Genomic DNA, 7,979 nt, shown 5'->3' with positions numbered 1-7,979 from the left:
TCTTGACTTATTACCATTGGACTTTCACGCATCCGTAACACCATATCACAAAAGGCCCCCGCTTGGCAAGCGGGGGCCGCAGTGGGGTGAAAAGTCTTTTTCAGCGGACGGGGAACCGCTGCCCCCGGAGGGGCGGGCCATCCCGGCAAAGCCCGGCAAGGTCAGGTCCAGGCACCGCCGCCCTTCCGGCCCAGCCGGATACACTCCAGAGTGTAGACGATCTGGAGCACGCCGAACACCACCAGCACTGCCGCGATGGGCAAGAGTCCCGTATCAAAGGCGTAGTGCACCACCAGCAGCACCACCCACAGCCACAGGCAGGTATTGGTCGCCGCCCGGTAGGCCTTGTAGCACGCCTGGCCGATCTGACGCTTTTCCGACTCGTCGCAGCTGTCCATCCACTTTTTCTGGAACTTCAAGTCGTAGACGCTGCCCTGTTTTTCCGGGTTGATGCGGCGGGTCAGGTCCACCACCTTCTGCTGGAGCACCACGATCACTGCCACGGAGACCAGAAACAGCGTCACGCCTCCCAGCCGCTCCAGGGAAGAACCGGCCCCGCAGATCACCAGCACCGAGAGGAAGAAGAAGTCCCACAGCAGAGCGATGGCGGACATCAGCAGCGCCCAGCTGAGGGTCTCCTCAGCGGTGTCCACAGGCTCCTCCGCCTCCCCATCCCAGGTGTTGTACAGCCTCCGGGCCTTGGCGTAAAGCCGCCAGCCCAGGCCCAAAAACACCACACTGGTGACGGGGATGCCCCAGGGAGCCGCGGCAGTGAGGGCGGCGTTCACCGCCGTCTTGACCCCTTTGGACAGATTCCCGGTGCCTACGATGCCGGCGCCGAAGCCCGCCAGGGCACCGAAAAACGCGGCGATCACGATGGTCAGAATGTACTTGGGCAGCGCCCTGCGGTTGTCACTTTTCGTCTTGGTGCCCATGGTCTTCCTCCTCCTGATACGTAAAAATATCCTCCACGGTGACCCCGCAGAGCTTCGCCAGCTTCAGCGCCAGCGTCACCGACGGGGAGTAGTCCCCCCGCTCGATCTGGCTGATGGTCTGCCGGGATACCCCCGCAAGCCGACCCATCTCCTGCTGGTTGACCCCCAGCCGGGCCCGGTACTCCTTCAGCCGGTTATAAAGCGGCATTTCACCACTCCCTCTCTGACAATGATTCCCGTCAAATTGACAACTATTCTTGTCATTTATAGGATAGCATTGACAAGGAAAGTTGTCAATAAGAAAAATGAAAAGGCCTCCGCAAAATGCGGAGGCCTTTTTCGTCATTTCTTTTTTCCGGTTGGCCGGGGGGGCGCGTCCCGCCACTTTCGGACCGGAACGGCCTTCTGGGCCAGCCGTCCCTTTACATAGCCCCGGAACAGCGCATAGAGCACGGAGCACACCGGAATGAACACCAGCATGCCCAGGATGCCCATCAGGCTGCCGCCCAGCGTCACGGCGAAGAGCACCCAGATGGAGGGCAGCCCCACGGAGGAACCCACCACGTGGGGATAGATCAGGTTTCCCTCCACCTGCTGGAGCACCAGGAAGAGCACAATGAACCACAGTGCCTTCCAGGGGTCGTCGATGGCAATGAGCAGCGCGCCCACGGCGCAGCCGATGAAAGCGCCCACAATGGGAATCAGCGCCGTCAGAGCGATGAGGACGCCCACCAGCAGCGCGTAGGGCATCCGGAAGAGGGTCATGGACACCACGAACAGCGTCCCCAGGATGCAGGCCTCCAGACACTGGCCGGAGAGGAAACTGGAAAACGTCCGCTCCGCCAGCCGCAGCACCTCCAGCAGCCGGTCCGCCCGGCGCTCGGGCAAGATGGCGTAAAACACCTGCCGGGCCTGACGGCTGAGCTTTTCCTTTTGCAGCAGGATGTAGAAGGAGAAGATCAGCCCGATGACAAAGGTACTCACACCGCTGACCACGCCGCCGATAAAGCCGCTGCCGGAGCTGAGCAATCCGGAGCCCCAGTCCTGAGCCAGATCGATGGCCTTCCTGGAGAGCTCGCTCCAGTTGATGTCCAGCTCCGCGATGATGGCCTCCAGCTGGGGGAGGTATTTCTCCAGCGCCAGTAACTGCTCCTGGAGCCGCCGGGCCGCCTGGGGGATCTGGTTGACGATGGACATCACCGCATCGGCGATGCCGGGTCCGATGACCCAGGAAGCCAGAGCCAGCACCCCCAGCACGCCTACCAGCGTCAGCACCAGCGCCAGGGGGCGCCGGAACCGGGCAGCAGCTTTGGCCCGGGGCATCAGATTGCGTTCAATAGCCCGCATTGGCACGTTCAGGATAAACGCGATGGCGCCCCCCAGCAGGAAGGGCGCAAGGATACCCAGCAGCCAACCCACAGCGCCCACCAGGGCCCACAGATTCTGCAGCACCCAGAAAAAGGCCACGCCCCCGCAGACCACTGCCAGCAGTCCCTTAATCGTCTGTTTGTTCCATTCCATTGTATGGTTCTCTCTTTCCGGGCCGAAGGCCCGCAGTTATTCCACCAGCCGCTTTTTCCGCCACGTTCCCCGGCGGAAACGTACCACGAACAGCGCGCCCCGCAGCCCCTCGTCGCAGGCCATGGCGATCCAGATGCCCACCAGGCCCAGACCCAGCAGGTCACCCAGGGCCCAGCCTCCCAGCACCGCCACCAGCCACTGGCTGAAAATGCCCACCGTCACCGGGAACCACACGTCTCCGGCGGTGGTCAGCCCCCGGACCATGACGATGTTCACTGCCCGGCCGATCTCCAGGGCAAACTCCACCAGCACGATCTGCCGTCCCAGAGTGTGGATGGCAGGGTCGGTGGTGAAGAGATTGTAAATGGGGTCACAGAAGAGGAAAATCAAAAGTGTCAGGAGTTCCGACACCACCAGGGCGATACGGACCGTGGACCAGACACGGCGGTTCACTTCCTCCAGCCGCCGGGCACCCAGCAGATACCCCAGCAGGATCTGAGTGGCCTGGGCCACGGCGATGGCGTACACGTACGCCACGTTTGCCAGCATGCTGGCGTAGACCTTGGTGGCGATGACGGTGGTTCCCATGAGGTTGATAAAGCGCAGGATCATGATCTGGGAGACGTTGTAAGACAGCGACTCCGCGCCGGATGGCATGGCGATCATCAGAAGCTGGCGGCAGGTGTGCAGGGGAAAGGGCCGGAGATACCGGAGAGAAAAGCGCACATCGCACTTGCGGTGCAGCGTCCACAGCACCAGCGCAAGGCCCACCGCCTTGCTGATGCAGGTGGACGTGGCGGCCCCCGCCACCCCCATCCGGGGAAGGCCCAGCCAGCCGTTGATGAGAATGGCGTTGCCCGCCACGTTCATGAGGTTCATCACCACGGAGACGCACACCACTTCCCGCAGCAGCGTATAGCTTCGGAGCACGGCGCAAAGCTCGATGTAGAGCCCCTGAAGCACCACGGCCCCGCCTACAATGCGGGTGTAGAGGCAGGCGCCGTCAAACGCCTCCGCCGGGGTCCGCAGGAGGGTGAAGATCACGTGAGGCGCCAGCAGCAGAATCAAGCCCATCAGAAGGCTGAAAAAGCCGCTGACCGCCACGCCCACGGTGGCAATCTCGTCGCAGGCCTCTCCCTTCTTCCCGGCACCGATGTGCTGGGTCAGGAGGATGGTGGTGGCGGCGCTCATGGTCTCCAGCACGATGATGACTACGTTCATTACCTGGTTGCCGTTTCCGATGGCGGACACGGCGGCCGTGCCGAAGGGGGAGATCATGAACTGATCCACATTGCCCACCAGCAGCTGCAGCAGCAGCTCCGCGAAAATGGGCAGGGAGAGGTGAAAGACCCGGCGGGTCTGGGGGGAAAATCGCAGTGTCATGAAAAACTGGCTCCTTCCTGGCGAAGTGGAAACGCTCCGTCGGGCTCTATGAAATCAGGATGCCAGTATACCCGCCCGGCCCTCCGGGCGCAAGAGGTGAATCCGCCGAAAGCGCAGGCCCTTCCCCCGCCGCTTTCGTCACTTTGCCCTCAGCAGCCGCTCTCCTCCCGGCAGAGCCGGGCCGCCGCCAGATAGCTGCGGCAGGCCTCCCGGTTGCTCTCGATCTCCTCTTCGGTCAGAGGGCGCACCACCTTGGCGGGGCTGCCCAGGATCATGGCCCCGTCGGGAGCATCCATCTTGCCGGTGACCAGCGCTCCGGCGCCCACGATGCAGTTGCTGCCGATCCGGGCCCCGTTGAGGACCGTGGCTCCCATGCCGATGAGGGTGTTGTCTCCCACGGTGCAGCCGTGGACGATGGCACCGTGGCCGATGGTGCAGCCCCGGCCCACGGTGGTGGCCTCGTGAAGGACGGCACAGTCCTGGATATTGGTGTCCTCCCCCACGGTGATGGTTCCCTCGTCACCCCGAAGGACGGCGTTGTACCAGATACTCACGCCCTTGCCCAGCACCACGTCGCCGGTCACGGCGGCGCCGGGGCAGATCAGGGCGGATGCATCGCTGGTGCGCAGTTGATAAGTCATGGTTGCTGCTCCTTTCTCTATTTGCAAAGCATATCCCACAGTCTCAGCCGGGTTTTGTCCCCGGTTCAGAAGCCTTGGGCAAAGTTGCCGTTTTCAAACACCGGGATCTCCCGGCCGTCATGGGTGGTACCTACGATCCGCAGGTCCGGCGTGCCCACCATGAAGTCCACATGGGTGATGGAGTCGTTGAGGCCCCGGGCTTTCAGCTCGTCCTTGGTCATCTGCTGTCCGCCTTCCAGGCAGGGATATGCCTCGCCGAAGGCGATATGGCAGGCGGCATTTTCGTCAAAGAGCGTGTTATAGAACAAAATCTTCTGGTTGGAGATGGGGCTGTCATAGGGCACCAGGGCCACCTCGCCGAAATAGCCGGCGCCCTCGTCCACGGAGATGGCTGCCTTCAGCGTCTCCTCGCCCTGCCGGGCACGGGCCTCCACGATCTTGCCGTCTTTGACCACGAAGTGGAACCCGTCGATGATGTTGCCGTCGTGGACCAGGGGCAGCGAGGCGTACACCACACCATTGACACCGGTTTTCAGCGGAGAGGTGAACAGCTCCTCGGTGGGGATATTGGCGATATACTCCTGGCCGGAGAGGGTCACATCGTTGCCGGCCTCCCAGATATGGCCCTCCGGCAGCTCCACCGTCAGGTCCGTGCCCAGGGCATTGGTGTAATGGAGGGACTTGAATTTCAGGGCGTTGAGCTTTTCCATCCGGGCGTGGAGAGTTTTCAGATGGGCCTGCCACTTCTCCACTGCCTTGCCATCCCCGCTGATGCGGACGGCCCGGAAAATGGCATCCCACAGCCGCTCCATGGCCCGCTCCTCCCCGTCCCCGGGGAAGACGGTCTTTGCCCAGCTGGGGATGGGGATGGAGGCGATGCACCAGGGGAAGCCGCCGCACATCTGCAGCCGGTCAAACTCCTTGAGGGCCTTGCCGCTGGCCTGCTGGGCCCGGACGATGCGGCTGCCGTCCACGCCCTTGAGGTTCTCCGGGTCCGAAGCAGAGATGGCCAGGTACGCCGCACCCTCCTGGGCATAGTCGTTGAAGAAGTGACGCCGCCACAGCGGCACGTCGTCAAATACCGCACCGTCGGCGTAGAGATACTTCATCCGGCCCAGGGCGTCGTCATGCCAGTTCATGACCACTTCTTTGCATCCGGCAGCATAGGCCTCCGCCGCACACAGCCGGGCAAAATAGGCACACTCCACCGGAGAGGAGATCACCAGTGTCTGTCCCTGCTGGATGTTCAGGCCCACCCGCACCAGAAGCCGGGCATATTCCTGCAGTTTTTCTTCCATCAAAGCAGTTCCTTCCTTTCGGTATATTCCAGAATACGTGTATTGTAGAAGATTTCACCAGTAAAGTAAAGAGAAGGGCCCCGGGATTCAAAAAACGTTTACGTTTTGCCGCCCCGGCACCCTACGCCGTGCGCTCTTTCCGCAGGCTGATGAGCGTTCCGTTGAATTCCGCGCCCATGATGAGCACCACAGAGCTCATATACAGCCAGATCAGCAGCACGATGGCGGTACCGATGGACCCATATAAAATGGAGTAGTGGGCAAAGTTATCCACATACACCGAGTAACAAAAGGACAGCGCCATCCACGCCGCCAGGGAAAAAAGCGTCCCCGGCCACAGGTTCCGCCAGGGCTGGCGCCCGTCCTGGGACAGTGCGTAGAGAAAGAAGAGGGCAAAAAAGCCCACCGTACCGGCCACCGGGAACCGGAGCCGGGACCACAGCCCCGCCACAAAAAGCGGCAGGGGAAAGTTTTCCACAGCGTATCCCAAAAGCCGGTCCCCCACCGTCATCAGCGTCAGCGTCACAGCGATGGCCACAATCAGCAGCACCGTATACAAAAGGCCTTTGAGCTGGTGAACAAAGGCCCGCCGGGGCGGGCCCAGATGATACGCCGTGCGCACGGAGCGCATCAGAGCGTTGGCGGCCCGCATGGGGAAATACAGCGAGAAAAACAGTCCAAACAGCAGCAGCTGGGGACTGGGGTTTTCCCTCACGTAGGTGAGATACATCCCGATAAACTCCAGGATCTCCCGCGGCAAAATCTCCCGCAGGGCCTCCAGAATCCCCACCACGTTCAGATCCAGCAATCCCAACAGTGCGCTGATGAAGATCATGAGCGGAAAAAGGGTGAAGAGCAGATAGAAAGCCAGCGCCGCACTCTGAATCCCCACGTTATGCCGCAGGTAGCGCTGGACCATCAGATAGATTCCCCGCAGAAAGCGGTTTTGCGGCAGCGGACGATCCATGGCAGCTCTCCTCCTTTCGTTTGAAATTTGCCTGCGCCGCCCGGACGATTGCTGGGCGGCGCTTCCATTTTACCCATTTTACACCTTTTTATTGGGGAATACAGGCGGTTTTGCAGGAATTTCACGTCCACTGACTCCAAACATCCGGACAGTAGCCTACGGTGGCCTCCTTGCCGTTGCGGACGATGGGCACATTGAAAAGCTCCGGGTACATCAAAAGTTTTTCCTCCCTGGCATCCGGCGTGATATAGGCCATGTACAGCTCCTCATAGGCCCGGCACTTGGTGTTCACCAGTGCGTCAAAGCCCACTTTCTGCTTGACGGACTGGTACTCCCGGGGGGATAATCCTTTTGAAAGGATGTCGATATACTGATACTTGATGCGGCGCTCCTTGAACCACCGCTCCGCCTTTTTGGTATCAAAGGATTTGGACGATCCGAAAATCTGAATGTTCATGACACAGTGCTCCTTTTTGGAAATGGAGGGATTTTTATGACAGCAGCAGTCCAAAAACTCAAGGATCTGGTGGACAGCTCCCGCAGTATGGTCTTTTTCGGCGGGGCCGGCGTCTCCACGGAGTCCGGCATCCCGGATTTCCGCAGCACCGACGGTCTCTACCACCAGCAGTGGCACTATCCGCCTGAAGTGATTTTAAGCCATACCTTCTATGAAAGCAACCCCGCAGAATTTTTCCGCTTCTACCGGGCCAAGCTCCTGGCCCCCGACGCCAAGCCCAACGCCGCCCACCGCAAGCTGGCCCAGTGGGAGCAGGAGGGGAAGCTTGCAGCCGTCATCACCCAGAACATCGACGGCCTCCATCAGGCCGCTGGCAGCAAGCACGTCCTGGAGCTCCACGGCAGCGTCCACCGCAATTACTGCGAAAAGTGCGGAAAATTCTATGATCTGGACTATATCCTCCACACCGAAGGCATCCCCCGGTGCAGCTGCGGCGGCACCATCAAGCCGGATGTGGTGCTCTACGAGGAGAGCCTCAACCAGAACACACTCAACGAGTCCATCCGGCTGATTTCCGAGGCGGACCTTCTTATCATCGGCGGCACCTCGCTGAACGTCTGGCCCGCAGCAGGTCTCATCAATTACTACCGGGGCCGCCATCTGGTCCTCATCAACAAGTCCCCCGTGGCCCGGGATCTCTCCGCCGATCTGGTCATCACGGACCCCATCGCCGCCACGCTGGATCAGCTGTAAAGCGGCGTTTGCCCGCTGTCTTTC

At 61.0% G+C, this 7,979-nt stretch carries 9 protein-coding genes; 1 reads left to right on the top strand and 8 read right to left on the bottom strand.

Going from position 1 to position 7,979, the window contains the following annotated elements:
* Window positions 1-161 precede the first annotated feature (161 nt).
* The 8 genes from QZL67_RS04790 to QZL67_RS04755 all read right to left on the bottom strand — a co-directional run bounded on the left by QZL67_RS04790 (window position 162) and on the right by QZL67_RS04755 (window position 7,202).
* Window positions 162-935: a DUF3169 family protein gene (locus QZL67_RS04790; RefSeq protein WP_022289620.1), complete on the bottom strand. Its 774-nt coding sequence runs from the start codon at window positions 933-935 to the stop codon at window positions 162-164.
* Window positions 913-1,143 carry a helix-turn-helix transcriptional regulator gene (locus tag QZL67_RS04785; protein ID WP_022289619.1) on the bottom strand — a complete coding sequence of 77 codons (231 nt, stop codon included), beginning with the start codon at window positions 1,141-1,143 and terminating at the stop codon, window positions 913-915. Before QZL67_RS04785 ends, QZL67_RS04790 begins: the two co-directional genes overlap by 23 nt.
* A gap of 134 nt (window positions 1,144-1,277) precedes the next feature.
* A complete protein-coding gene (locus QZL67_RS04780; protein WP_022289618.1) occupies window positions 1,278-2,456 on the bottom strand; it encodes an AI-2E family transporter in 1,179 nt (392 codons plus the stop codon).
* A gap of 36 nt (window positions 2,457-2,492) precedes the next feature.
* A complete protein-coding gene (locus QZL67_RS04775; protein WP_022289617.1) occupies window positions 2,493-3,839 on the bottom strand; it encodes an MATE family efflux transporter in 1,347 nt (448 codons plus the stop codon).
* Window positions 3,840-3,988: 149 nt separating this feature from the next.
* Window positions 3,989-4,480, bottom strand: a complete 492-nt coding sequence (locus QZL67_RS04770; RefSeq protein ID WP_022289616.1) for a gamma carbonic anhydrase family protein — start codon at window positions 4,478-4,480, stop codon at window positions 3,989-3,991.
* A gap of 65 nt (window positions 4,481-4,545) precedes the next feature.
* Window positions 4,546-5,778, bottom strand: coding sequence for an aminopeptidase (locus QZL67_RS04765; RefSeq protein ID WP_022289615.1), 1,233 nt, complete (start codon window positions 5,776-5,778; stop codon window positions 4,546-4,548).
* 121 nt (window positions 5,779-5,899) lie between these two features.
* Window positions 5,900-6,745 (bottom strand): YihY/virulence factor BrkB family protein, encoded by an 846-nt coding sequence (locus QZL67_RS04760; protein WP_022289614.1) that lies wholly within the window; start codon window positions 6,743-6,745, stop codon window positions 5,900-5,902.
* Between the two features lie 121 nt (window positions 6,746-6,866).
* Window positions 6,867-7,202: an arsenate reductase family protein gene (locus QZL67_RS04755; protein ID WP_022289613.1), complete on the bottom strand. Its 336-nt coding sequence runs from the start codon at window positions 7,200-7,202 to the stop codon at window positions 6,867-6,869.
* Window positions 7,203-7,238: 36 nt separating this feature from the next.
* Between QZL67_RS04755 and QZL67_RS04750 the strand changes: the two genes are divergently transcribed.
* Window positions 7,239-7,955 carry an NAD-dependent protein deacylase gene (locus tag QZL67_RS04750; protein ID WP_022289612.1) on the top strand — a complete coding sequence of 239 codons (717 nt, stop codon included), beginning with the start codon at window positions 7,239-7,241 and terminating at the stop codon, window positions 7,953-7,955.
* Window positions 7,956-7,979 lie beyond the last annotated feature (24 nt).

The organism is Oscillibacter sp. CAG:155 (assembly GCA_000436875.1).
Classification (GTDB): Bacteria; Bacillota; Clostridia; order Oscillospirales; family Oscillospiraceae; genus Oscillibacter.
Note: the sequence above shows the minus strand (reverse complement) of the source record. Positions and strands in the feature narration are given on the sequence as shown.